This window comes from Saccharibacillus sacchari, assembly GCF_037722395.1.
GTDB lineage: Bacteria > Bacillota > Bacilli > Paenibacillales > Paenibacillaceae > Saccharibacillus > Saccharibacillus sacchari_A.
Window position 1 is genome coordinate 28,345 of record NZ_JBBKAR010000008.1, and the last position, 24,473, is coordinate 52,817.

The 24,473-nt window shown below is 54.7% G+C and carries 21 protein-coding genes; 20 read left to right on the forward strand and 1 reads right to left on the reverse strand.

What is annotated here, in order from left to right; all coding sequences use genetic code 11:
- Positions 1 to 17: 17 nt before the first annotated feature.
- The 14 genes from mfd to hslO all read left to right on the forward strand — a co-directional run bounded on the left by mfd (position 18) and on the right by hslO (position 17,962).
- Complete coding sequence (gene mfd, locus WKI47_RS03595; protein ID WP_340225825.1) at positions 18 to 3,551, forward strand: transcription-repair coupling factor; 3,534 nt, start codon at positions 18 to 20, stop codon at positions 3,549 to 3,551.
- Entirely contained in the window at positions 3,532 to 4,683 is a 1,152-nt protein-coding gene (locus WKI47_RS03600; RefSeq protein WP_340225826.1) for a peptidylprolyl isomerase, read from the forward strand. The genes mfd and WKI47_RS03600 overlap by 20 nt, the downstream gene beginning before the upstream one ends.
- Positions 4,684 to 4,818: 135 nt before the next feature.
- Positions 4,819 to 6,582: a putative polysaccharide biosynthesis protein gene (locus WKI47_RS03605; protein ID WP_340225827.1), complete on the forward strand. Its 1,764-nt coding sequence runs from the start codon at positions 4,819 to 4,821 to the stop codon at positions 6,580 to 6,582.
- Positions 6,583 to 6,687: 105 nt separating this feature from the next.
- Complete coding sequence (gene mazG, locus WKI47_RS03610; RefSeq protein WP_340225828.1) at positions 6,688 to 8,166, forward strand: nucleoside triphosphate pyrophosphohydrolase; 1,479 nt, start codon at positions 6,688 to 6,690, stop codon at positions 8,164 to 8,166.
- A 264-nt stretch (positions 8,167 to 8,430) separates the two neighbouring features.
- The gene (locus WKI47_RS03615; RefSeq protein ID WP_037286019.1) at positions 8,431 to 8,703 is read left to right on the forward strand and encodes an HU family DNA-binding protein; all 273 of its coding nucleotides are present in this window, start codon (positions 8,431 to 8,433) and stop codon (positions 8,701 to 8,703) included.
- Between the two features lie 2 nt (positions 8,704 to 8,705).
- Positions 8,706 to 8,984 carry an RNA-binding S4 domain-containing protein gene (locus tag WKI47_RS03620; protein ID WP_037286016.1) on the forward strand — a complete coding sequence of 93 codons (279 nt, stop codon included), beginning with the start codon at positions 8,706 to 8,708 and terminating at the stop codon, positions 8,982 to 8,984.
- A 342-nt stretch (positions 8,985 to 9,326) separates the two neighbouring features.
- On the forward strand, positions 9,327 to 9,719 hold the full coding sequence (locus tag WKI47_RS03625; RefSeq protein ID WP_340225829.1) for an FtsB family cell division protein: 393 nt from the start codon (positions 9,327 to 9,329) through the stop codon (positions 9,717 to 9,719).
- 126 nt (positions 9,720 to 9,845) lie between these two features.
- Positions 9,846 to 10,400: a S1 domain-containing RNA-binding protein gene (locus WKI47_RS03630; RefSeq protein ID WP_340225830.1), complete on the forward strand. Its 555-nt coding sequence runs from the start codon at positions 9,846 to 9,848 to the stop codon at positions 10,398 to 10,400.
- 311 nt (positions 10,401 to 10,711) lie between these two features.
- Positions 10,712 to 11,635 carry a protein kinase domain-containing protein gene (locus WKI47_RS03635; protein WP_340225831.1) on the forward strand — a complete coding sequence of 308 codons (924 nt, stop codon included), beginning with the start codon at positions 10,712 to 10,714 and terminating at the stop codon, positions 11,633 to 11,635.
- Between the two features lie 37 nt (positions 11,636 to 11,672).
- Positions 11,673 to 13,103 carry a tRNA lysidine(34) synthetase TilS gene (gene tilS / locus WKI47_RS03640; protein ID WP_340225832.1) on the forward strand — a complete coding sequence of 477 codons (1,431 nt, stop codon included), beginning with the start codon at positions 11,673 to 11,675 and terminating at the stop codon, positions 13,101 to 13,103.
- Positions 13,104 to 13,176: 73 nt separating this feature from the next.
- Complete coding sequence (hpt, locus tag WKI47_RS03645; RefSeq protein WP_340225833.1) at positions 13,177 to 13,716, forward strand: hypoxanthine phosphoribosyltransferase; 540 nt, start codon at positions 13,177 to 13,179, stop codon at positions 13,714 to 13,716.
- Positions 13,717 to 13,885: 169 nt separating this feature from the next.
- The gene (gene ftsH, locus WKI47_RS03650; RefSeq protein WP_340225834.1) at positions 13,886 to 15,916 is read left to right on the forward strand and encodes an ATP-dependent zinc metalloprotease FtsH; all 2,031 of its coding nucleotides are present in this window, start codon (positions 13,886 to 13,888) and stop codon (positions 15,914 to 15,916) included.
- A 206-nt stretch (positions 15,917 to 16,122) separates the two neighbouring features.
- A complete protein-coding gene (locus WKI47_RS03655) occupies positions 16,123 to 16,902 on the forward strand; it encodes a type III pantothenate kinase (RefSeq protein WP_340225849.1) in 780 nt (259 codons plus the stop codon).
- Positions 16,903 to 17,038: 136 nt separating this feature from the next.
- Entirely contained in the window at positions 17,039 to 17,962 is a 924-nt protein-coding gene (hslO, locus tag WKI47_RS03660) for an Hsp33 family molecular chaperone HslO (protein ID WP_340225835.1), read from the forward strand.
- Positions 17,963 to 18,303: 341 nt separating this feature from the next.
- On the opposite strand, the gene WKI47_RS03665 is transcribed toward hslO, so the two are convergent.
- Positions 18,304 to 18,456: a hypothetical protein gene (locus tag WKI47_RS03665; protein WP_340225836.1), complete on the reverse strand. Its 153-nt coding sequence runs from the start codon at positions 18,454 to 18,456 to the stop codon at positions 18,304 to 18,306.
- A gap of 281 nt (positions 18,457 to 18,737) precedes the next feature.
- Here WKI47_RS03665 and cysK point away from each other — a divergent pair, with 281 nt between their 5' ends.
- The 6 genes from cysK to folB all read left to right on the forward strand — a co-directional run bounded on the left by cysK (position 18,738) and on the right by folB (position 24,473).
- Positions 18,738 to 19,676 (forward strand): cysteine synthase A, encoded by a 939-nt coding sequence (gene cysK, locus WKI47_RS03670; protein ID WP_340225837.1) that lies wholly within the window; start codon positions 18,738 to 18,740, stop codon positions 19,674 to 19,676.
- 383 nt (positions 19,677 to 20,059) lie between these two features.
- Entirely contained in the window at positions 20,060 to 21,703 is a 1,644-nt protein-coding gene (locus tag WKI47_RS03675) for an anthranilate synthase component I family protein (protein WP_340225838.1), read from the forward strand.
- Entirely contained in the window at positions 21,700 to 22,287 is a 588-nt protein-coding gene (pabA, locus tag WKI47_RS03680; protein WP_340225839.1) for an aminodeoxychorismate/anthranilate synthase component II, read from the forward strand. Before WKI47_RS03675 ends, pabA begins: the two co-directional genes overlap by 4 nt.
- Positions 22,284 to 23,189, forward strand: coding sequence for an aminotransferase class IV (locus WKI47_RS03685; protein WP_340225840.1), 906 nt, complete (start codon positions 22,284 to 22,286; stop codon positions 23,187 to 23,189). The genes pabA and WKI47_RS03685 overlap by 4 nt, the downstream gene beginning before the upstream one ends.
- A 2-nt stretch (positions 23,190 to 23,191) precedes the next feature.
- A complete protein-coding gene (gene folP, locus WKI47_RS03690; RefSeq protein WP_340225841.1) occupies positions 23,192 to 24,058 on the forward strand; it encodes a dihydropteroate synthase in 867 nt (288 codons plus the stop codon).
- 43 nt (positions 24,059 to 24,101) lie between these two features.
- Positions 24,102 to 24,473, forward strand: coding sequence for a dihydroneopterin aldolase (folB, locus tag WKI47_RS03695; protein WP_340225842.1), 372 nt, complete (start codon positions 24,102 to 24,104; stop codon positions 24,471 to 24,473).

A 24,473-nucleotide genomic window follows, 5' to 3' on the forward strand; every position in this document is an offset into this window, starting at 1 on the left:
ATAAGAGAGGTGCCCCTTTGTTAAACGCGCTTATCAAAGAAGTTGCCCGGGATCAGGACTTCACCCAGATCAAGGACGCCGTATCGGCGGGGATGAAAGAGCAGCTGGTCGCGGGCTTGTCGGGCTCGGCGCGCCAGTTGATGATGGCGGGCCTGCATCAGGAGCTGGAACGGCCGCTGCTGATTGTGACGCATAACATTTTTTCGGCGCAAAAAATCGCAGATGATCTTCAGGAAGCGCTTCCCGAAGGCAGTGTGATGTTCTACCCGGCCAACGAATTGGTCGCGGCAGAATCCGCCATCTCCAGCCCGGAAACGATCGCCCAGCGCATTGAAGTGCTGACTCGCTGTGCGGACGGATTCAAAGGCATATTGGTCGTACCGTTTTCCGGCTTGCGCCGTTTCGTACCGGACCCGTCCGCGATTCGCGAAGCCCGGTTTACGCTGGAAGAAGGCGGAACGCTGGATTTGGAGACGTTCCTGTCGCGCATGGTCGAGCTTGGTTACTCGCGTGTCGAACGTGTCGAGACCCGAGGAGAAATGAGCGTCCGCGGCGGAATCGTCGACTTTTTCCCGACCACGTCTCAGCTTGCTTACCGGGTTGAACTGTTCGATGACGAGATCGATTCGATCCGTACGTTCGATCCGGAAGACCAGCGTTCGATCGACAAGGTGAAAAAAGTGGACATCATGCCGAGCCGCGAGCTGATCGCAAGCGGCGAACGGATGCGCAAAGCGGCGGATGCGGCGGCATTGTTGCTGGAGAAGCAGCTTGAAAAAATGACCGACCGCAAAGCCAAAGCTTCGATGCAGCAGGAAATCGGCCGCGAGATCGAATGGCTGCGCCAGCAGATTCATTTTCCGGAAATGTACAAGTATGTCTCGCTGATCTACCCGGAGCGCCGCACGCTGTACGATTACATGCCGGAAAACACGCTGCTGCTGATGGACGAACCGTCGCGCCTGCTCGATACGGCTGCGCAGCTCGAACGCGACGAAGCCGAGTGGAATCTGCATTTGCTGCAAAGCGGAAAAAGTCTGCCGGAACTGCCGCTTGCGCTTGAAGGCGACAGCGCCGTGTACCACCGTCCGTTCCAAACGTTGTTCCTGTCGCTGTTCGTCCGTCAGATTCCGCGCACGCATCCGGGTCAGGTGGTCAACGTGGTCAGCCGGACGATGCAGGACTTCCACGGGCAAATGAACGTGCTGAAGGCCGAGATGGAGCGTTGGAAAAAGTCCAATATGCGCATCATCATGCTGGCGGGCGACGAGGAGCGGGCCGAACGGATTCGCGCCGTGCTGGAAGACTACGATATCGAAATGCCGGAAATCATGCGAGGCCATCTTCAAGGCGGCTTCGAGCTTCCGTCCGCGCATCTCGTCGTGATTACGGAAGGCGAACTGTTCGCGCAGAAGCAGCGCAAAGCCCGTAAAAGCAACACCACCAAACAGATCGACAACGCCGAACGGATCAAAAGCTATACCGAGCTGAAAGTCGGCGACTACGTCGTCCATCAGAATCACGGTATCGGCAAATATCTGGGCATCGGCACGCTCGAAGTCGCAGGCATCCACAAAGACTACATGCATATCATGTACGCGGGCGGGGATAAGCTGTCCGTACCGATCGAGCAGATCGACCTGATCCAGAAATACGTCGGCGCCGAAGACAAAGAACCGAAAGTGTACAAACTGGGCGGCAACGAATGGACACGGGTGAAAACCAAAGTCCGTTCGTCCGTGCAGGATATCGCCGACGATCTGATCAAGCTGTACGCGGAGCGTCAGGCGTCTGCCGGCTACAGCTTCGATAAAGACACGCCGGATCAGAACGAGTTCGAAAACACGTTCCCTTACGAAGAAACGCGCGACCAACTGCGGGCGATCGAAGAGATCAAAGGCGATATGGAAATGACGCGTCCGATGGACCGTCTGCTGTGCGGCGACGTCGGCTACGGCAAAACGGAAGTCGCGATCCGCGCGGCTTTCAAAGCGGCTATCGAAGGCAAGCAGGTGGCGATTCTCGTGCCGACGACCATTTTGGCCCAGCAACATTACGAGACGTTCAAAGAACGCTTCGAAGGCTATCCGTTCAACATTGGCGTCCTGAGCCGTTTCCGTTCGCGCAAAGAGCAGAACGAAACGATCAAAGGGGTCAAGCAGGGCACGATCGACGTCATTATCGGTACGCACCGCATTTTGTCCCAGGACCTCGTATTTAAGGATCTGGGCTTGCTCATCGTCGACGAAGAACAGCGGTTCGGCGTGACGCACAAAGAAAAGCTCAAGCGCCTCAAAACGAACGTGGACGTGCTGACGCTGACGGCGACGCCGATTCCGCGCACGCTGCATATGTCGATGCTCGGCGTACGCGACCTGTCCGTTATCGAGACGCCGCCGGAGAACCGTTTCCCCGTGCAGACTTATGTCGTCGAATACAGCCCGACCCTGGTCAGGGAAGCGATCGAACGGGAACTCGCGCGCGGCGGCCAGGTCTACTATCTCTACAACCGCGTGCAGGGTATCCATGAAAAAGCGGCCGAAATTTCCGAACTTGTGCCGGACGCGCGCGTCAGCGTGGGTCACGGTCAGATGAGCGAGCAGGAGCTGGAGCGTACCATTCTCGACTTCCTGGAAGGCGAATCGGACGTGCTCGTCAGCACCAGCATCATCGAGACGGGCGTCGATATTCCGAACGTCAACACGCTGATCGTGCACGACGCGGATAAAATGGGCCTGTCGCAGCTGTACCAGATGAGAGGACGGGTGGGACGTTCCAACCGGATCGCCTACGCCTATTTCTCTTATCAAAAAGACAAAGTGCTGACCGAAGTCGCCGAAAAGCGCCTTCAGTCGATCAAAGAATTCACGGAACTCGGTTCCGGCTTCAAGATCGCGATGCGCGACCTGTCGATCCGCGGCGCGGGCAATCTGCTCGGCGCGGAACAATCCGGCTTTATCGCGTCGGTTGGCTTCGATCTGTATTCGCAAATGCTGGCCGAAGAAATCCAGAAACGCAAAATCTCGATGCTGGGCGAAGCGCCGTCGGAAGACAAAAACTGGAGCACGATGATCGACCTGTCGATCGACGCTTATCTGCCTTCGGACTATATCTACGACAGCATACAGAAGATCGAAATCTACAAAAAAGTGGCTTCCGCCACGACGTTCGACGACGTGCTGGAGCTGGAAGACGAGCTGCTTGACCGTTTTGGCGAACTTCCCGAGGCCGTGGTGCGCCTGATGCAGGTCGCGCGCTTCAAGATTTACGGACGCTTGTACGGGATCGAAAGCATTGCCAGAAAAGGCGACGATCTGCTCGTTACCTTCTATGACGGTCAGGAAAAAGTCGCGGATGCCAAGAAACTCGCGCAAGTTGGAAATCAATACGAAAGCAGTGTACAATTTAAGCAGGGTGTGCCTTTTGCGATTCTGATCAAAGGCAAGAATCTGCCGGAGGCCGGACGTCTTGAGACGCTGGAGCAGGTTCTGGGCGCCCTCCAAGAAGCGTTCAAATCGAAGGGAGAACTTCATGATGCAGTCAAGTCATAAAAAATGGGGCAAATTGGCGTCGCTGGGCGCAGTCGCGGTACTTTCTTTTTCCGTGCTGGCCGCTTGCGGCGGCGAAAAAGCCGATGATACAACAAAAACCGACGACAGCAAAGTATTGGCTACGTACGACGGGGGAACGGTAACGGAAGATCAGTTCGACAAAGAACTCAACGTGATGAAATTCCTTCAGCCGACCTATGCTTCGTTGATGGATTCGGCCGAAATCAAGAACTACATGCTGGATCAACAGATCGCTTACAACTATCTGGAAGGCAAAGCGACGGACGAAGAAAAGACCGAAGGCGCAAAAATGGCGACCGAGCAGATCGATCAGTTGAAAGCGCAGGTTGACCAGGAACAGCTCGAAACGATGCTCACCGCACAAAACATTACGGAAGCGGACCTGACGACCTACATGACTCAGGTTATGACAGCCGTTCAATACATGTCCGACCAAGTGACGGACGAAGAAGTACAAAAAGAGTACGATGCCAACAAAGAATCGTACGTGACGGCTAACGTTCGCCATATCCTGATCGGTCTGACCGACGCGGAAGGCAATGAGCGTACAGACGCGGCTGCCAAGAAACTGGCCGAAGAAGTCAAAGCCAAGATCGACGCGGGCGGCGATTTCGCCGAACTGGCCAAAGAATACTCGGACGATCCGGGTTCCGCTTCGAACGGCGGCCTGTACGAAGACCAAGCGGTCAGCAACTGGGTCGACGAGTTCAAAAAAGCGGTTATGGAACAAGAAGTCGGCGTCGTCGGAGATCCAGTCAAAACCGATTACGGCTACCATGTCATCAAGGTAGAGAAACGCAACGATACCCTGACGGACGAAGTGAAGGATACGGTTCGCCGCAGCCTTGCTTCGACGAAGCTGAACGATTTCATGGAAAACGACCTGAAAGGCATTACGAAGAGCAAGGAAGAGTTCGTGGACGAGGAAACTCCGGCAGCGGAAGGCACGGAAACTGCGCCTGCCGAAGGGACGGACGGAACATCGACCGAAGGAACTGACGGCGCGGTAACCGAAGGTGCGGACCAAGGGACAACGACCGATCAGGGAACGACGACGGATGAGTCCGGCGATGCGGGTACTTCCACGGATACGACGACTGACGGCAAGTAAGATCCATGCTACGACAAAAGGGCGGATTGGGGTCCGCCCTTTTGTTTAATAGGAGAGTACCTGAATAGCGCGGCTTGACGCGCTATTTTTTTAGGCCCAAAACAGAGGATTCCAACAAAGAAAGGAGGTCGCGGCATGAAAACATCCCAATCGCCGGGATCGGGCTTGCTAAGAGGGGCATTTATTCTTGGAGCCGCGGCAATCCTATCCAAATTAATCGGCACGCTGCAAAAAATTCCGCTGCAAAATATCGGCGGAGACGGCGTGTTCGGCATTTATACGACCGTCTATTCGTTTTATGCGTTTCTGGCGGTATTTGTGACGGCGGCGCTTCCGGCAGCCATTTCCAAGTATGTCGCCGAACGTACGGCCAGCGCGGACGAACAGGGCGTACGCCGTGTACTGCGGGCAGGCCTGCTGACGGCCTGCTCAGCAGGATTGCTTATGGCGCTGGCCATGTGGACGCTTGCGCCGCAGGTATCGGCCTGGATCGGCAGCGAGCACACGCTGCTGCCGCTGAGAGCGGTCTCGCTTGCGCTGCTCGTCGTGCCGCCTATGGCGGCGCTGCGCGGCTTTTTCCAGGGATTGCAGCAGGCGCTGCCGACAGCCGTGTCCCAAGTCGCCGAGCAGATCGTCCGCGTTGCCGTGATGGTGGCGCTGCTTCTGACGCTGAACGCGTTTGAAGCAGCGGATGAACGGATTGCGGCCGGGGCGGCATTGGGCACGTTTGCCGGGGGGGTGGCAGGTCTGGGAACGATGCTGCTGTTCTGGCGGCGTTATCAACGACTGCGTCGCTTTGACTCTTTTGCACCCGCTAAACAGGTAGGGGAAGCTGAGACAAAAGGAGTCGCCGATTCGGATTTCGAGGCATCCTCAGTCTTGGAGCAGGGGCATCCGAAAGCTTTGAATGCGGTCGCTGCCGAAAAGTCCCGCACAGAGCTTCGCGCGGAAGACCCGCGAAGCTCCTCGTTGCGAACCTGGATCAAACGACTTTTGATCTACGCCGTTCCCGTGTTCGTCGGGTCTTTGTCGCAACCGCTGCTCGGGCTGGTCGATACGCTGACCGTGCCTCGGCTCCTGCAGGGAGCCGGATGGAACGATCTGGCCTCGATGGAACAGTTCGGCATCTACAATCGCGGGATTCCGATCGTCCAGCTCGTCTTCATGCTGGCGACCTCGCTGTCCACGTTGCTGCTGCCCGCCATTGCGGAAGCCAAAGCACGGGGGCAGGAAGAACGCATCGCCGCTTCGGCCGGCGTGGCGCTGCGCTGGCTGTGGCTGCTCGGGCTGACCGCTGCCGCAGGTCTTGCCGTACTGGCCGGTCCGGTCAATATTATGCTGTACGCGGACGCACAGGGCACTGACGCGCTGCGCTGGACGGCATTGTCCGCTGCCGGAGGCACGCTCGGCATCGTTTCTGCCGCGCTGCTACAGGGCATGGGAGCCGTGCGCGCCCCGGCCTTGTTCCTGCTGGTCTCGGCTACGCTCAAACTGACGCTGAACCTGGTGCTGGTTCCGCTGATGGGCATCTCGGGCGCCGCCCTGGCAGGCGCCGTCTCCTACCTTGTCGCCGCGCTGCTCGGCGTCCTGCTGCTCGCCCGTCTGACCGGGCTGCGCGGCGGAGTCCGCCGTACGCTGCTTCAGCCGCTGCTGCTCGCCGGGCTGACGGCGCTGGCCGCCTACGGCGTTCGCTTGCTGACAAGCGAACTGCTTGCCGCCGCGGGACTCGGCGGCCGCACGGGTGCGCTGCTCACCAGCGCCTTCGGCGTCGCCGCGGGCGTGCTCGCCTTCGTCGCTGCGCTGGTGTACACCCGTGCCGTCTCGGATGCGGAGCTGTCCGCGCTGCCCGGCGGCGCGAAGCTCGCCGCCCTGGCAAGACGGCTGCGGCGCGAAAGCTAGCATGCCACTTCGGGGAACGCTTGTGCGCATTTTAGATTCGCAATTCGGCGAAACCCGTGATATAGTGGTAAAATGCGAGGTGCAGCGGAAGGAGAGGAATGGGCAATGAGTAAGGCAATTACGGTCGTGGGACTGGGTTCGGGCGACCCGGATCAGCTCACGCTGGGTATATGGAAAATTCTTCAGGGAGCAAGCCGGGTTTACGTGCGGACGAAAGAGCATCCGGTTATGAACCGGATTGCCGCCGAAGGGATTGCTTTCGAGTCGTTCGACTCCGTTTACGAGGCCAGCGAGTCCTTCGGCGACGTCTACGAAAGCATCGCTCGCCGCATCGTCGAACTGGCCGATCAGGGGGACCTGGTCTACGCGGTTCCCGGACACCCCATGGTGGCCGAGAAGACCGTCCTGCTGCTGCGCGAATACGCGGAGGCGGCAGGCGTATCGCTGACGGTACTCGGCGGGGAGAGTTTTCTGGACCAAGCGTTCGTTGCGCTCGGCTTCGATCCGATCGAAGGATTTCAGTTGCTGGACTCTTCCGATGTCACATCGGAGCACATCCGGCCTTCGCTGCATACGCTGATTGGCCAGGTCTACGATTCGCTGACCGCTTCTGAGGTTAAACTCGGATTGATGGAAGTGTATCCGGACGACCATCCGGTCGTGGTGGGTCATGCCCTCGGCGTAGCAGGGGAAGAGCGCATTTTGCGTGTTCCGCTGTACGAATTGGATCGCCTGGAGGGCTACGGCAATTTGTCGCTGGTGTACATACCGCGTAGCGAAGACGATGCTTTGAGAGCCGGCAGCTTTGCCCGCTTGCACGAGATCGTCAATATCCTGCGTAGTCCGGGCGGTTGCCCTTGGGATATGGAGCAGACCCATGCTTCGATCCGCAAGAACCTGATCGAAGAGACCTATGAGGTGTTGGAAACCATCGACGAGGACGACCCGGATCATATGCGGGAAGAACTGGGCGACTTGCTGTTGCAAGTCATGCTCCATTCCCAAATGGAAGAAGAGGTCGGGACGTTTAACGTCTACGATGTCATCCGCGGTCTGAATGAGAAATTGATTTTCCGTCATCCCCATGTATTTGGCGACAGTGCCGCTGGCGATGCCAAGGAAGCGCTCAAGAATTGGGATGCTATGAAGGCAGAGGAGAAGAAGCGAAAAGGCTTATCCGAGTCTGAAGCTTCGCTGTTGGACGGCGTTCCAAAAGATCTCCCTGCGCTAATGAAGGCTTACAAGATCCAAAAGAAAGCGGCGAAGGCCGGTTTCGATTGGGACGAGGTTTCCAGTGCATTTGCCAAGATCGAAGAAGAGTTGGGCGAGTTAAAAGAAGGGTTGGCCAAGGGGGCCGATTCCGAAGCGCTCAAGCTTGAGCTCGGCGATCTGTTATTCTCCGCAGTCAATGCGGCACGCTTCCTGAAGATCGATCCCGAAGAAGCGCTGTCGCTCGTTAACGACAAATTCCGTCGGCGTTTCCGTTATATCGAAGATCGCTTGCGCGAGCGGGGAAGCTCCCCGCAAACCAGCACGCTCGAAGAGATGGATAACCTTTGGAATGAAGCGAAGGCGGCAGAATAACTGGATTTTCGCACAAAATTTTCAAAGCCGCCGCTTACGCGAAAGGAATATGCGCCCTTATCCAGAATATGAGGAAGAGGACGTGCGGAAGCGACGGCCGGAACCTGTTTGAAGCTATACAGACGCTTACGGACAGATCCCCAAAAACAGATAACCGCGGCAGTAAGGAACACAATCCGGACTCCGCTTATCATTATTGAGCGTTAGGTTTCCCATTCGGGGGCCAACAGACGCAACCTTAAAATCCCGGGAGGAATGAAACGAATGAATAAAACAGAACTGATCAACAGCATCGCGGAAAAAAGCGGCGTAGGCAAAAAAGAAGTCGAAGCTGTACTCAACGGCTTCATGGACGGTGTAACTGAAGCACTGGCAGGTGGCGACAAAGTCCAACTGATCGGTTTCGGTACATTCGAAACTCGCAAACGTGCAGGTCGCACGGGCCGCAACCCGCAAACGGGCGAGCCGATCACAATTGCCGAGTCCAGCGTTCCTGCATTCAAGGCGGGCAACAAACTTAAAGAAGCGGTTAAGTAATTATGCGTGTCGATAAATTCCTGAAGGTGTCCAGGCTCATCAAGCGTCGTACCGTAGCGAAAGACGTGTCTGAGCAAGGTCGCGTGCTGATCAATGGCCGCGAGGCCAAGCCCAGCGCTTCGGTGAAAGTCGGCGACGAAATTACCGTACAATTCGGTCAGAAGCTCGTCACGGTTCGCGTCGAACGTATCGCCGACACGACTCGCAAAGATGAAGCGGCAGGCATGTATACCGTCGTGAAGGAAGAACCTATTCCACGTGAAGAAGGTTTGAACTTTTGATTGCTGTTTGAAAATAGGAAAAAGGCGTTTTCGCTCATCATGCGAAAACGCCTTTTTCGGCTAAATTTGCTGATTTCCGCGTCATTTCTCGTTTTTTTGTGTTAATGTTTAAGGGAGTATCGAAGTTAGGCAGTAAAGACTATTGACCGATCCTAATTCTGACAATAATAGTTCTGTCGCTCTATCGAGCTTGGCGACTGATATTCCGATAAAAACTAAAGCCATCATGTTCAGCGACCTTTTTCGTAAAATGACATCGGTCTGCTGTAGCAATTTTACATACTAGCCGACACACTGCGTCACCTTTTGCGCCAGTGGATCCGTTCGGCGAAGGAGGGTTCCATGAGAGCGACTTCCGCAGCAACCAAATCCAATAGACATCAGCCTGAGCAAGCGCCCAAGACAACCCGGACATCAGTCCGGCGCACATCGTCCAATCGGCAGCAGAGCGGTAAGAAACGCCTTCGACTATGGGCCGTCCTGATGATTGTATTATTCGCTTGGGCTGGATATACATTCTTCGGGCAAAGTTCCGTGATCGCGGACAAAGCTTCGAAACTCGAAGCCAGTCAGACGGTCAAGACCGAAAGCGAGACGCAACTCGGTGAAGTGAAAGCCGAGATCCAGCGTCTGCAAGATCCGGAATATATCTCGCAAATCGCCCGTAAAGAATACAATATGTACAAACCGGAAGAGATCCCGATCCGCGTCACCGGAGAAGGCGGCGGAGAGTAGATTTTCCGCGGTTTCACGCGGTTTTGTTTGTTGACCGACGTTTGCGCTTCCGTTATAATCAAATCACCGCAGACCGAAATTCGACTTTTTCGGCTGTATATTTTTAAGGGAGGATCATTTTATTCTATGGCAATTGAAGTAGGCACCAAATTAGAGGGCAAAGTGACAGGCATTACGCATTTCGGAGCATTTGTGGATTTGTCCGGAGGTGTCACGGGTCTCGTTCATATCTCGGAAATCGCCGACAACTACGTAAAAGATGTGAACGATCACCTGAAGATCGGCGACACGGTGACCGTGAAAGTCATCAACGTCGACAAAGACGGCAAGATCGGATTGTCTATCAAGCAAACCGTGGACAGACCTGCCGGTTCTGCCCCTGCGCCATCTTCACGTCCGCCTAGACAAGACCGCGGTCCTAGCAGCGGTGGTGGCGGCGAACGCTATAACAGCGGCGGCGGTAGCAGCAGTGGTGGTGGATTTAACCGAGGCGGCAGCGGCGGTGGAAGACCTTCCAGGCCTCCAGGCGGCGGTAAACCTGCATTCGGCAAGCCCGCATTCGGTAAGCCTTCGTTCGATGATAAATTGACCCGTTTCCTTAAGGACAGTGAAGAACGAATTTCTTCGATCAAGAAAAACACGGAATCCAAGCGCGGAGGCCGTGGCGCAAAAAGATCGTAATCATAGCTTTGAATACCGCGAATGGCTTAGCTCAGCCGCTCGCGGTTTTTTGCTTTGGTCGGCCAAGGCTTCAGCGAAACAACCCTGTCTTCCGATAACAAACTAATACTCTGTACCAACTCTGTACCAAATGAAGGTAAGGTTACGCTCGTCCGAAACGCACTAGACCCGTGCGCGTTTTGGCCAAACGTAAACCCACTATTTGAACGGGTACAGAGTACTAATGACTTGTTTTGATCTTATGATACACTGGATGCGAATACCGGATATGGAATTCGGAAGGAATCGCGCCGGAAAGGACGGGATGCCAAGTGGCTGCACCAGATCTGCCGGGATTTAGGCCGGGAACGGTCGTAACCGGCGCGTCCCAGGGCGGGCAATATACGATTCAATCCCTGATTGGCCGGGGGGCGAACGGCAACGTTTATCTGGTTCGGACAGCAAGCGGACAGCAGGCAGCGTTGAAGGCAGGGCCGGAGAAGCCGGAATTGAAGGCAGAGGTCGACGTGCTGGCGGAACTGAAAAAGCATGAGCTTGAAAACGGCGACCGCCGTTCTTTTCTGCTTGACGCAGATCGGTATCAAACGAATGGTCGTTCCGTTCCCTTTTACGTGATGAAGTTTGTTCGAGGCGTGCCTATAGATGCGTATATCCGCAAGTACGGCTATCGTCAGATCGGAACGGCGGGACTCGGATTATTGGATAGACTGTCGGGACTGCATCAGGCAGGGTTTATATTTGGGGATTTGAAGCCTTGTCACGTGTTAGTGGAAGAAAGCGGCGGCGTAGAGCTGGTCGATTACGGCGGCGCAAGCCCGATCGGAGCCAACGTAAAGCAGTATAGCGGCTGGTATGACCGAAAATACTGGAATGCCGGAACCCGAAAAGCCGATCCCGGCTATGACCTGTTCGCGTTTGCGGTGCTTTGTCTGCATGTGTTCGACGAGCGGTCGTTGCGCCGGGTAGACGCGGCACTGCTTCCGCAGACGCGCAGCGCAGAGGATCTTGTGCAGTTGGCCGGACGCATTCCGGCGCTGCAACCGTTTGAACCCTGGCTTGTCCGAGCGCTTCGAGGTGGCTTTGCGAACTCGCGTGAAGCTTATGCGCAGTGGAAAGCGCTTTGTCGGTTATATCCGCCGCAAGGGAAAAAAGGCGCTTCGAAGCTGCTCGCCGTCGCTTTTTGCGGATCGTTGCTGCTGCTTGGCGTCGTGGTGTATGCGGCCTTGTCGCTGTAACGCCGCGGAGGCGAAGAGGAATGGAGGCTTGGCCTTTTTGAAAGATGAACATACATGGTTACGCGGGATCGAGGAAGAAGCAGAAGAGTACGGGATGTGGGCCGCCGGTGAGACGGTTGTCGCAGCCGTATCCGGCGGTCCGGACTCCATGGCCTTGCTGTATCTTTTGCACAGCCTGGCCGGTCGGCAAGGCTTCAGATTGGTCTGTGCGCATGTGAACCACGGATTAAGACCCGATGAGTCGGGAACTGAAGCTGACGGGGTTCGCGCCGCGGCTGCCCGACTCGGTATTCCGTTTGAACTGGGGGAACCGGATGTACGCGGCTACAAAAAGCAGGCCAAGCTCGGCACGCAGGCAGCGGCTCGCGAACTCCGATATCGCTTTCTGCGGGACGTTGCCCAACGTTATCAAGCGGTAGCGGTGGCGTTGGCCCATCATGCGGACGATCAGGCGGAGACGGTCGTGCTGCATATGTTGCGCGGTAGCGGAGCAAGCGGCCTGAGCGGCATGCGCCGTGTCCGATTGTGGGAGGGCGTTCGGTTTGTGCGGCCACTGCTGCGTCTGAACAAGAAGGATTTGATTTCTTTTTGCGAAAGCCATCATATCGCTTACTCGATCGATAGCAGCAATGCGCATACCGACTATGCCCGGAACCGATTGCGATTGGAGACGTTCCCGCATCTGGAAAGCTATAACGGAAAGCTGGCGGAAGCATTGAACCGGCTGGCGGATACGCTAGGGCCCGAGGACGATTACTTGCAGGAATTGACCCTACAGGCGTACGAACAGACCTGTAAGAGGGATTCCGAAGGTATCGAGCTTGATGTAATAGGCTTTTCGGCACAGCCCTTCGCTTTACAACGCAGGCTCATTAAATTAATATTAAATTACCTGTCGGAACCGGGAGCGGAGACCGATTTTGCGAAGGTAGACCGGGTCCGCCGACATCTTTTTTCCCCAAGCGATTCGACCTGGACGCTGGATCTTGGATATGGACGAACGTGTACGCGCGAATACGCTCGTGCGTTTTTCCGTCTCGGTAGACCGCAGGCCGGCGTTCCGGAAGCAAAGAAGATCGACAGGGAGCCGGGTACCCGTACGCTGGATTTCGGAAGTCTTGAACTGATGTTCAGGGAAGACGGAGAGATTCCGGCTGCTTCGGCGCTTATGCGTTTGAATCGGGAAGAAGCCGTTTTCGATGCGGATCGTCTACAGTACCCGCTGACCGTGCGTTCGCGCCTTCCGGGGGACCGGATCGAGCTTCCGCGCGGAGCCGGCACGAAGAAAGTCAAGGATCTGCTGATCGATGAAAAAGTCGCTCCGTCCGAACGAAGTCTGATTCCGGTTGTGTGCGATGCGCAAGGTCGCATCATTTGGCTGGCGGGATTGAAGCGTTCGAATCATGCCTGGGTCGACGGGCAGAGCGAGAAGATTCTATATATTCGGATAGATCGGGCTCTTTGTTGACGGTTTTGGTTTATAAGTATAGAAAGAAGCTAAAGCTTTAACTCAGATCATAATTACAGGAGGGTCAAGCACGTTGCAAAATGACATTCAAGAAGTACTGATCAGTGAAGAGGAACTCCAAGCCAAGATTAAGGAATTGGGTGAGCTGCTGAGCAGCGAATACGCAGGTCGCGACCCGCTCGTGATTTGCGTGCTCAAAGGCGCATTCATTTTCATGGCCGATCTGGTCAAGCGTATCACGGTACCGATCGAACTCGACTTTATGGCCGTTTCCAGCTATGGCGCAGCAACCAAGTCCTCCGGCATTGTCAAGATCATCAAAGATCTGGACACCACGGTGGAAGGACGCGACGTATTGATCGTGGAAGACATCATCGACAGCGGACTTACGCTAAGCCACCTGATCGAACTGCTGAAAAACCGTAACGCGAACAGCGTGAAGGTGGTTACGTTGTTCGATAAGCCATCAGGCCGTTCCGTCAACATGGAAGCGGATTACACGGGCTTTGTTCTGCCGGATGCATTCGTCGTAGGCTACGGTCTCGACTATGCCGAGCACTACCGGAACCTGCCGTACATCGGGGTTCTCAAGCCGGAAATTTACACGAAATAAAAGAGCCATCGGCATTCGAATTCAGGCGTGCGACGGATGGCGAAAAGCAAAGGTAAGCAGCGTGTCGGGATCAGATGTTTTTTTCTTTGAAGTCCGCTCCGCATCTGAATTTGTGATGTGTGAACCGACTATGTTAAAATAACTTCAGTGTCTTGAGAGGAGGTTGGGGATGAATCGGTTCATCCGGAATTCTGGCTTTTATTTAATCCTTTTTCTTGTTGTGGTAGGCATCATTCAATTTTTGAACGGCGGTCGGGATACGGCCCAAGCTCCAAGATACGACGAACTGGTGCAGCAGGTTGAAGCGAATAACGTGGAAAATGCCACGTTCCAATTCGAAAACTATGCTTATTTGGTAACCGGTACGTATAAGGAACCGTTGAAGGCAGACGGTCCGACGACGTTCTCGACGTATATTCCATCCACCGAAGCGGTGGTTGACAGTCTGACGACTCAGATGCAAGCGAACGACGTAGAGGTATCGTGGAAGCCGATGAAGGGTCAGAGCATTTGGGTAACCTTGTTCACTTCGTTTATTCCGCTCATTCTGATGTTCGTGTTGTTCTTCTTCCTCTTTAATCAATCTCAGGGTGGCGGCGGCAAAGTCATGAACTTTGGCAAGAGCAAAGCCAAACTGTACAATGAAGAAAAGAAAAAAGTCACCTTCAATGACGTTGCGGGTGCGGACGAAGAGAAGCAGGAACTGGTCGAAGTGGTCGAGTTCCTCAAAGACCCTCGTAAGTTCGCGGCGCTGGGTGCGCGGATTCCTAAGGGCGTATTGCTCGTAGGTCCTCCAGGTACAGGTAAAACATTGCTTGCCCGCGCAGTAGCAGGCGAAGCAGGCGTGGCATTCTTCAGCATCTCGGGTTCCGACTTCGTCGAAATGTTTGTCGGCGTCGGCGCATCGCGCGTGCGCGACCTGTTCGAGAATGCCAAGAAGAATTCGCCTTGTATCATCTTCATCGACGAAATCGACGCAGTCGGACGCCAACGGGGCGCAGGCCTTGGCGGCGGACACGACGAACGCGAGCAGACGCTTAACCAATTGCTCGTTGAAATGGACGGTTTCGGCGAAAATGAAGGCATTATCATCATCGCGGCGACCAACCGCGCGGATATCCTTGACCCGGCCTTGCTGCGTCCGGGACGTTTCGACCGTCAAATTACGGTTGACCGCCCAGACGTGAAAGGACGCGAAGCGGTACTGCACGTTCACGCACGCAACAAGCCACTGACGAAAGACGTTCAGCTGGATAAGATCGCGAAGCGTACAACCGGATTCTCCGGTGCGGATCTTCAGAACCTTCTGAACGAAGCCGCATTGATCGCGGCTCGTCGCGACCGCAAAGATATTTCGATGAACGAAATCGATGAAGCGATCGATCGCGTTATCGTCGGTACCGAGAAGAAAAGCCGTGTGATCAGCGATCGCGAGAAACGCATCGTGGCTTACCACGAAGCGGGTCATACCATCGTAGGCTACTTCCTGGAACATGCCGATACCGTGCATAAAGTTACCATCATTCCACGTGGACGCGCAGGCGGATACGTGATCATGATGCCTAAGGAAGATCGGATGCTCGTGACCAAGCAGGAACTGCTTGACCGCGTAACCGGCTTGCTGGGCGGACGCGTATCGGAAGAAATCTTTATCGGCGAAATCGGTACAGGCGCTTATAGCGACTTCCAACAAGCTACCGGTATCGTACGCAGCATGATCATGGAATACGGTATGAGCGAGAAGCTCGGCCCGATGCAGTTCGGAACCGGTCAAGGTCAGGTCTTCTTGGGCCGCGATCTTGGACACGAGCCGAATTACAGCGACGCTGTAGCTCATGAGATCGATCAGGAAATGCAACGCTTTATCAACGAATCGTATGAGAGAGCGCGCCAAATCCTGACCGAACGTGCGAAAGAAGTTCATTTGATCGCCAACACGCTGCTTGAAGTCGAAACGCTGGAACTGGATCAGATCCGTAATCTGATCGAGTATGGTTCGATCGAAGCGCCGGAAGGCGTAACGAACAAACCGGAAGGCGAAGGCTCCGAGCCGGCAGCTGAACCGACATTCGACAGTATCGGGGAATCCAAAGTTCGTTTGGACGAATCCGATACGGTAGATCTCGGCAAAGACGGCGATATCCCGAATAATACGCTGGACAAACGCGGCGACTCAGGCGGCGGAACGACACAGTCCTAATGAAATAGGCTATTCGGCCAATATTTCGGATACTGATCCTTTTCTCAAGCCAGGTGTAGCATGAAGATCAAGCAAGACCGGAAAACGGACCCTCGTTTTCCGGTCTTTTCGTATGCTGGAGAAGACAGGTAGTAGTGCCCGCTCCCCCGGATAATGGTACAATGCAGAAGGCGGTCAAAGTGACCGCAAAGGAGGACAACAACGGCGTGATTCTTGTAGTGGATATCGGCAACACCAATATTGTGCTCGGTATGTATGAAGGCAGTGAACTGCTGCATCATTTTCGAATCAGCACCAGTCGACAAGCGACGAGCGACGAATACGGGGTAATGATCTATAATCTATTTCGTATGTCGGGCGTAGATGCAGACAAGATTGAAGGGGTGATGATCTCTTCGGTCGTACCGCCGATCGTCGGCGTAATCGAGCAGATGTGTCGGACGTATTTGAAAAAGACACCTCTTATCGTGGGACCTGGTATTAAGACGGGATTGAACCTTCGTTACGAAAATCCGCGGGAAATAGGTGCAGACCGAATCGTCAACGCCGTTGCCGCCGTTGAATTGTATGGAGGTCCGCTGGTCGTTGTTGATTTTGGCACAGCAACGACATTCGATTGTATCGATGCGCAGGGGAATTATTTGGGCGGCGCGATCGTACCCGGCATAGGCATCTCTACGGAGGCGCTGTATCAGCGTGCATCCAAGTTGCCAAGAATCGAATTGGAAAAGCCAAAGAAGGTCATAGGGCGCAATACGGTTCATGCCATGCAGGCCGGAATTATTTATGGATATGCCGGGCAAGTGGATGGTATCGTTAAACGTATACGCAAGGAAATGGATGCTGAGGATCTTAAGGTTGTCGCAACAGGAGGACTGGCTCCTTTGATCTGCGCGGAGACTGAATCCGTGCACGAAGTGAATGCGCTGCTTACCCTTGAAGGACTGCGTTTGATCTATAAGCGTAATCGCATCGTTAAAGCATAAATAAAAAAAAACGAGTTGCCTGGACTTGCGACAAGTACCATGACCGCTTAAGAGGTTATGTTAGGCTCATCGAAAACCTTAAATTTGATGCGGCCAAGGTACTAGCTACCGGCAACCAGGATGGAGGGAAATACAGATGGAAAATCTGGAGCATACCCATAACGACGGTTCGGAGAACCGGGAAGAGCGCGATTATTTGGTAAGAGGTACAGCACTTGGAGGTAAGGTGCGTGCTTTTGCCGTACGCAGTACAAAATTGGTTGAGGAGCTGCGCCGCCGGCATGACACGTTCCCGACAGCTACGGCAGCCCTGGGACGTACATTGACAACCGCAACCATGATGGGGGCGATGTTGAAAGGCAACGAGAAATTGACCATTCAGGTCAAAGGCAACGGCCCGCTCGGTCAGATTGTGGTTGACGCCAATGCCAAAGGCGACGTGCGCGGTTATGTCGATCATCCGCATGTGCATCTGCCAAGCAACGCGATGGGCAAATTGGACGTTGCGGGCGCAGTCGGCACGGAAGGATTCCTGTATGTCATCAAAGACCTCGGCCTCAAAGAACCTTACCGCGGCAGCGTACCGATCGTATCGGGCGAGCTGGGCGAAGACTTCACGTATTATTTCGCGGCTTCCGAGCAGACGCCTTCCGCAGTCGGAATCGGCGTATTGGTCGCTCCCGACGGAGCGGTGATCAGTTCGGGCGGCTTGATCGTCCAACTGCTGCCAGGCTTGGCGGATGACGAGATCGATGCGATTGAGCACGCGATTTCGACGCTGCCTCCGGTATCGGCATTGATCGATCAAGGCTTGTCTCCGGAAGAAGTCATCAAATGGGTACTGCCGGACGTACAGATCCAGGAGTCGATGGATGTACGGTTCAAGTGTGAATGCTCGCGCGAACGCGTCGAGCGCACATTGGTCAGCCTGGGATCGGAAGAAATTCAGGCCATTATCGACGAGCAAGGCGTAGCCGAGGTGGTTTGCCACTTCTGCAACGAAGCGTACCAATTCGAACGCGAAGATCTGGAGCGTATTTTGGAGCAGACTCGCGCTTAAAAATATCCGACTAATCGCGCCATATTAAGTTTTTGCAAGGTATAGAAGAAAGTCTGAGCTGTCGTAAATCGAGGACATACCAAAAGACCGTTCCTTTTCAGGAACGGTCTTAACGTTTTGAGAAAACCCAACGTAGCCGGAGGCGAGAAGACGTAGAGAAAAATTCAGTTTAAGACGCCTTTGAACTTGGAAAACTACATCTCAAATTTAATTCAAGTTTGCCAAGCGAGACAGCGGATTGAAAGGATTTTTCTCGCAGTCTTCTCGCTTCCCGCGCATACGTAACTTTCGAAGGCAGCCTTGTAACGTTCCTGAAAAAGAGCGGTCTTTTGTTCCTGATTTTAAATCACCGTACTATCGCTGACCTTGTCCGATTTGCTGCGGCCCATCGATTGAATCTGGTTCATCAGTTTGCCTCGGGAATCCTTGTTACGAAGCAGGTAAGCGGCCCCCAGACCGACAGCGACTCCAAGCAGTGTGTTTTTCCGTTTCATGTTGTCGTCCTCCTTTTGTATACGGATATTTGGGTTTGTGCGAATTTCTTATTGGAAAATTACCCGTTGCTCCTAATCCTAAACGTCGATAAATAAATTCAAAACGGAATAAAGTTTGAAATACGTCGCCTATACAGGCTTGGATTCGTTGACAGCTTGCGTCGGGATTTGCTAATATAAAGAAAGTTGAAAGCCTACTTTTTCACTCGGATTAAGTTGGCAAAGGTACCGAATGCAAACAAAAATCATATAAGCTCACCCATTCCGAAGGAGGATTTACCATGGCCAAAGTCGTTAACAGCATTACCGATCTGATCGGAGATACACCGCTTGTCCGACTAAACCGGATCGTACCGGAAGACAGCGCGGAAATCTATGTCAAACTGGAATACCAAAACCCGGGCGCAAGCGTTAAAGACCGGATCGCGATCAGCATGGTGGAAGCTGCGGAGGCGGACGGACGTCTGAAGCCGGGCGGCACGATCATCGAAGCGACCAGCGGCAACACGGGGATCGGCCTGGCCATGGTAGCAGCGGCGAAGGGATACAAATCCGTAATCGTCATGCCGGAAACGATGAGCTTGGAGCGTCGCAACTTGCTGCGTGCCTACGGAGCGGAACTCGTACTGACACCGGGCGCGGAAGGCATGAACGGAGCAGTACGCAAAGCCGAAGAGCTGCTCAAGGAGAATCCGGACTATTTCATGGCGGAGCAGTTCAAGAACGAAGCGAACGTTAAGATCCACCGCGAGACGACAGGACCTGAGATCGTGGAAGCGATTCAGTCTATCGGGGGTACGCTAGACGCGTTTATCGCAGGTATCGGTACAGGCGGTACGATCTCCGGTGCTGGCGAAGTGCTGAGAGCAAGCTTCCCCGAAGTGAAAATTTATGCGGTCGAGCCTGCGGCTTCTCCGATTTTGGCCGGCGGCAAACCGGGTCCGCACAAAATTCAGGGTATCGGCGCGAACTTCGTGCCCGATATTTTGAATCAGAAGATCTACGACGAAATTCTGCATGTAGAAAATGACGAAGCATTTGAGACTGCACGTACCGTAGCCAAGGAAGAAGGCATTCTGTCCGGTATCTCGTCCGGCGCAGCCGTATTCGCAGCACTCAAAGTAGCCAAAGAACTGGGCAAAGGCAAGCGCATCGTCGTGATCGTACCAAGTAACGGCGAACGCTACCTGAGCACACCGCTGTACAACTTCGAAGCTTAATTCGTTTTTCCGACGAACGGCGTTGCACGGAATCGAATAGCAAACCCCTGGCTCGTGCGACTGCATGGGTTGGGGGTTTTTTTATTCATTGAATAGGATTCGCAAAATGCTAGGGCGTGTCTTCAAACCTGCCAATGTGCATCTTTTGCCGCCTTTTCGCCCTCTCCTACGTCACTTTGCCTTGACGTGCCCCGGCACGCCTTCGTAAAAGTTCCTTGTTGAGAACGAAAATTCGGCAAAATCTGCTTCCATCGAGGTTTGAAGACACGCCCTAGTACTTTGACTTTTCGTTTACGGCTACCGTATCCGGCACCTTCATCGTATAATGAACAAAAATCAAATGAGATCTATTCAAGCTGATATTTCGAAGGAGTGCGGACAGATTGAGCGAGAACCTGACAACTCTTGCCCAGTGGGCAGAGTGGAAGGAACAGGGGTATACCCGTTTTCCTTATCTATTGCGTGGTCAATTACAAAGGCGGCCGGAGTCTTGGTTGGAGGCATGGAGCGAAGCGTCTCCTCATGCCTTCGTGCTGGAAAGCGGCAAAGAAGGACGTTATACGTTTCTTGGGCTGGAAGCCGAGTCTGTTCTTCGCGGCCGGGGAGAGGAAGCGGAAGTTACTGATTATGAACGCCATTTATACCGGGCAAAAAATCGGACAACCGAATCCGAATTTGAACCGTCGCAAAAAGAAGGTTCTCCTCTCAACGCGATTCGTCGCTGGATGGAGCCGCATCGTGCGCCGCGTGTGCCCGGCGCACCGAAGTTTTTCGGCGGCGCAGTCGGATACCTGGCGTATGACGTAGCGCGTTCGCTCGAAAAGCTGCCGCTGTTGGCCGATGACGATCTGGCTCAAGCCGGGCTGCCGGACTATGCCTTTATGCGGCTGCGGCAGTTGTGGGTGATCGATCACGAAGAGCGGCATGTATATGCTTGCGTTTCCGTGCCGATCGGCGAGCTTGAGCAAACCGGGCAAGCCTCGCAATCGGATTCGGCTGTTCGTGAAAAAGAACTCGCTACGGCTTATGAACGCGCAGCCGAAGAAGCGCAGCATATGCTGGAACGCTGGCAGAGCTTCGAACGCGCAGAATTACCGTGGAACGAGGCGCGTCGGGACGAGGTGATTGCCGAAGCGGAACAGCATATGTCGGGTCGCAGCGATGTCGATGGCTTCGAGACGACTTTCGGACAAAAGGCATTTCAAGACGCGGTGCTTCGCATTCAGGAATATATTCGCAGCGGCGACGTTTTCCAAGTCAACCTGTCGCTTCGCAAGCAGCGTAAACTGCAAGCTTCGCCCGAGCAAGTCTACGAATGGATGCGCATCGTAAATCCTTCGCCGTACATGGGTTTTCTTCGTTTCCCGGATTTCCAGCTGGTATCGGGATCTCCGGAGCTGCTTGTTCGATTGGAAGAAGGGCGTTTGGCGGCTCGGCCGATCGCAGGCACGAGACGAAGAGGGGCTAACGGCGAAGAAGACCGGCGTATGGCCGAAGAGCTGACGGGTAGCGAAAAGGAACGGGCCGAGCATATCATGCTTGTCGATTTGCAACGCAATGATCTGGGGCGTGTAGCCGCTTACGGTTCGGTCCGCGTACCGGAGCTGATGACGATTGAGCGGTACGCGCATGTGATGCACCTCGTGTCTCAGGTCGAAGCCGATCTTGCGCCGGGAAAAACACCGTACGACGTGATCGCCGGAGTTTTCCCTGGTGGAACGATCACGGGAGCCCCCAAAGTCCGCACCATGCAGATCGTCGAAGAACTGGAGCCTGTATGTCGCGGGCCTTATACAGGCTCGATGGGCTGGATTGACTACGCGGGCAATATGGAATTAAATATTATTATTCGTACCCTCGTCGTTCAAGGCGGCGTGGGTCATATGCAGGCCGGAGCAGGAATCGTGATCGACTCCGAGCCGTATCGGGAATATCGGGAGTGTCATAATAAGGCAAGATCCGTAGGTCGCGCCGTCTGGTGTGCGGAACGCGCGGCTGCCGCAAGCGAGAGAGGGGGAGTAGATTGATTCTGGTCATCGACAACTACGATTCGTTTACCTACAACCTGGTGCAGTATCTGGGCGAGCTTGGCGAAGAGGTTATCGTGCGGCGTAACGATGAGATCGATATTGACAGTATTCGGGAGCTTGCTCCGGATCATCTGTTGCTGTCGCCTGGTCCCTGCACGCCGAATGAGGCCGGCATCACGCTTGAGGTCATCGACGTTTTCAAAGGGGAAATTCCGATTTTGGGCGTATGCCTCGGCCATCAGGCGATCGGGCAGGCTTTTGGAGGCAAAGTCGTTCGGGCCGAGCGATTGATGCACGGAAAGACCTCTCCTGTGCTGCATGACGGCACATCGGTTTTCGAAAAGCTTCCTTCGCCGCTGACCGCGGCAAGATACCATTCGTTGATCGTGGAGCAGGCCAGCCTGCCGGATTGTCTGGAGATCACGGCTTGGACGACGGAAGGCGAGATCATGGGGCTGCGTCATCGGGAGTATCCGATCGAAGGCGTTCAGTTCCACCCCGAATCGATCGTCACCGAGCATGGACACCGGATGCTTGCCCGCTTTTTAGGACGCGAACACTTGGCAGGGTCACCGCTATGAATACAGGCGTGAACGTTATTGGCCTGAACGGTCAGATCGTTTCAGCTGCGGCTGCGTCCGTCTCGGTGATGGATCATGGATTGATGTACGGGATGGGCTTGTTCGAGACTTTTCGCACCTACAACGGCGAACCCTTCCTGCTCGAACGCCATTTGCAGCGGATGGAGCAGGGCGCGACGGAGCTGGGAATCGCCTGGGATATTGAAGCCGACGGACTGCGTGCCGAGATTGCATCCTTGTTAAAAGCCAATCGGCTCAACGAAGCTTATATCCGTCTGACCTTAACCGCGGGCGAAGACGAGATGGGCTTGCCTTCGGGTCCGCTTTACGAATCGCCGACCCGCATCGTGTACATCAAAGAACTGCCAAAGTCGCCGGAATCCTGGTACACCGAAGGGCGGACGCTTCAGGTGCTGCGTACGCCCCGCAATACGCCGGAGGGGGCGCAGCGGTTAAAATCGCTCCATTATATGAACGGCATTCTGGGGCGTCGCGAACTGGGCGGCATTTCCGGTTCGCAGGGGGCAGAAGGGTTGATGCTGACGCGGGAAGGCTATATCGCGGAAGGCATCGTCAGCAATCTGTTTTTTGTCAAAAACGGAAGACTGCACACGCCGACCCTCGATACGGGGATCCTGCCCGGTATCACCCGAGCCTTCGTGTTGGAGCTTGCCGCCAAGAACGGGATCAAGGCCGAAGAAGGAACCTATACGCTGGGCGACCTCCAACAAGCCGATGAGATCTTTCTGACCGGCTCGGTGCAGGAGATCGTCCCGGTGCGTCTGCTTCGGGGATTGGACGCTGACGTACCGGAATCGATCATCGGCGAAGGACGTCCAGGCGAACTGACCCTCAAGCTGACCGAGCATTACCGCCATTATACGAAAGAAACGGGGAATTAAACATGAAGCCTACTCTTCATATCCGTCATTACGCTTGGGAAGATGTTCGTCTGGATCTGGGACGTGCCACTCGTATCATGGGGATTTTAAATACAACGCCGGACTCCTTCTCCGACGGAGGACGTTATGTGAATGTGGAGTCAGCCGTGCGGCATGCGCGCGAAATGGTGCTGGCCGGAGCCGACTTGATCGATATCGGAGGCGAATCTACCCGTCCGGGCGCCGATCCGGTATCGTTGGACGAGGAATTGTCGCGTATCCTGCCTGTTGTCGAAGCGCTGCGTCGCGAGCTACCCGGCATCCCGCTGTCCGTCGATACATACAAAGCCGAGGTTGCGCGCCAATCCCTGGTTGCGGGCGCGCATATCATCAACGATGTCTGGGGCTGCAAAGCGGACACCCGTATGGCGCAGGTCGCTGCGGATGCGGGTTGCCCGGTTATTCTCACGCACAATCGACCGGAAGCGAACTACGCCGATCTGTACGCGGATGTCGCTGCCGACTTGATGGAGAGTGTCCAAATCACCCGTGCCGCCGGCGTTCGGGATGCAAATATCATTCTCGATCCGGGGATCGGATTTGCCAAAAACGGCTCGGAGAACTTACGTTTGATGACGCAGCTGGACGGACTGGTCGAGCTGGGCTTCCCGGTGCTGCTCGGAACCTCGCGCAAACGATTCATCCGAGAAGTGCTGGATCTTCCGGTTAACGACGTCGTGGAAGGCACGGCGGCTACGGTTGCTTTCGGTATTGCCCAGGGGTGTCAGATTGTGCGCGTGCACGATGTAGCCTCTATCAAGCGTACCGTTGCGATGTGCGACGCCATGCTATATGCAGAATCAGGCAGATCCTACACGGTACTGACTTAACGCAATCGACTATGACTTTTTATAAAAGGGCGGAGTTTATACGATGGATAAAATGATCATTTCACGCATGGAATATTACGGACGCCACGGGGTGTTTGAGGAAGAACGCCGATTGGGGCAACGTTTTTATATCGGATTGGAGCTTGAGATGGATCTTTCTGCTGCCGGGTTGACGGATGATCTGACTCGGGCAGTCAACTATGCGGAAGTGCATGAGACGGTAAAAAGTGTCGTTGAGGGCGAGTCCGTTCAATTGATCGAGGCGCTGGCTGAACGTATTGCATCCGCTGTACTCGGCACGTATACTAGGGTGGACGCTGCAACGGTACGTGTAACCAAGCCGCATCCGCCGTTCGATATCCATTTCGAAGGCGTGACGGTAGAGATCCGACGCAGCCGAAAGAGAGACGAGTAG